Genomic DNA, 1482 nt, shown 5'->3' with positions numbered 1-1482 from the left:
GAGCACGGCCGGCGAGGTCTCGGTCATGCCGTAGCCCTGCTGAAGCGCAACGCCGCGCGCCTCCCACACCTTGAGCAGCGGCACCGGCATTGGCGCGCCCCCGACGCCGCCGACGATGAGGCGGCTAAGGTCAGTCGATGCGAAAGCCGGATGCTGCGCCATGAACTGGTAGATCGCGGGCACGCCGAAGAACACGTTGATGCCCTGCCCGGGATCGTTGATCAGGCCGAGCGCGGTGCCGGGATCGAAGGCGCGCATGATCATTACGGTGCCGCCGGCGTGCAGCACGGGATTGGTGTAGCAGTTGAGCCCGCCGGTGTGGAACAGCGGCAGCACGGTGAGCAGCACCGAGGATGGCCCGATGCAGGCCGGGCCGCCGAGATTGACGCAATTCCAGAAGGTCATGCCATGGGTGATGGTCGCGCCCTTGGGATGTCCCGTCGTGCCCGACGTGTACATGATGGTCGAGAAGTCATCGAGCGTAACTTCCTCGGCGCGGTCGAGTGGCTTTGCGACGGCTATGCCGGTCTCATAGGACCCGCCAGGACCGAGCAGAAGGCTCGTCGCGACGCCGCAGAGCTTTGCGACGTTCAAGGCGGTCTCGGCCAGATCAGTGTCGTGGATCATCACTTTCGGTGCGCAGTCAGCGGTGATGAACTGCAACTCGGGAACGGTAAGGCGGGTGTTCAGTGGCACGAAGATCGCGCCAAGGCGGCCGCAGGCGAACTGAACCTCCAGCGTATCGGTCGTATTCAGCGCCAGCACCGCGACGCGGTCGCCGCGCGAGACTTTGAACGTGTGACGCAGGAATGAGGCGAGGCGCGAGACGCGGGCATCAAGCTGCGCGTAGGTAAAGCGGCGTTCGCTCGCGAGGTCGATCACCGCGACCTTATCGGGCGTGCGGCGGCCATGATGAACGATCCAGTCGTAGTAACGAACGGCCAAAGATTCCTCCCTCGGCGCACCATGCCCGGCGTGGCCCTGAGGCCAGCCGGAGTCTGTGCAGCAACGTTTTTTTGCGCCAGAGTTGGCCTGCGAGCGGGGAAAATCGTCTTGCGTTGAGTTGCTAGGTGACTGCCTTGCGCGAAGCGTCCGCGCCAGTCAGCCACTCCGCGCAAGTGAACCAGCAATGTTCCGGCCATGGTGGCTGAGACGAATCCGGCCGCGAGGCGAGACTGCGATGAAGAGCCCGTTCTATACCGCCGAGCACGACGCCTTCCGCGACGTGATGCGCCGCTTCGTCGAGAAGGAGATCACCCCGTTTGCCCATGAGTGGGACGAGGCCGGCGAATTCCCGCGCGCGCTCTATCGCAAGGCGGCCGAGATCGGCCTGTTGGGGCTCGGATTCCCCGAGGAATATGGCGGTATCGCCGCTGACCAGTTCATGAAGATCGTCGCCAGTCAGGAACTGGCGCGGGCGGGCGCGGGTGGCGTCAGCGCCAGCCTGATGAGCCACACCATCGGCTCGCCGCCGATCGCGCG

Annotated in this window: 2 protein-coding genes; one reads left to right on the top strand and one right to left on the bottom strand. The window is 65.0% G+C overall.

Translation table 11 applies throughout. From position 1 onward, the window contains the following. Positions 1-945: AMP-binding protein (locus MOV75_RS37825; protein ID WP_246932601.1), on the bottom strand; the 945-nt coding region annotated here is incomplete at its 3' end. Between the two features lie 235 nt (positions 946-1180). On the opposite strand from MOV75_RS37825, the gene MOV75_RS37820 reads away from it, so the two are divergent. Next, a partial coding sequence (locus tag MOV75_RS37820) for an acyl-CoA dehydrogenase family protein (protein ID WP_247007959.1) occupies positions 1181-1482 on the top strand: 302 nt, incomplete at its 3' end.

The sequence above is a fragment of the Bradyrhizobium sp. PRIMUS42 genome (assembly GCF_023006515.1).
Classification (GTDB): Bacteria; Pseudomonadota; Alphaproteobacteria; order Rhizobiales; family Xanthobacteraceae; genus Bradyrhizobium.
Note: the sequence above shows the minus strand (reverse complement) of the source record. Positions and strands in the feature narration are given on the sequence as shown.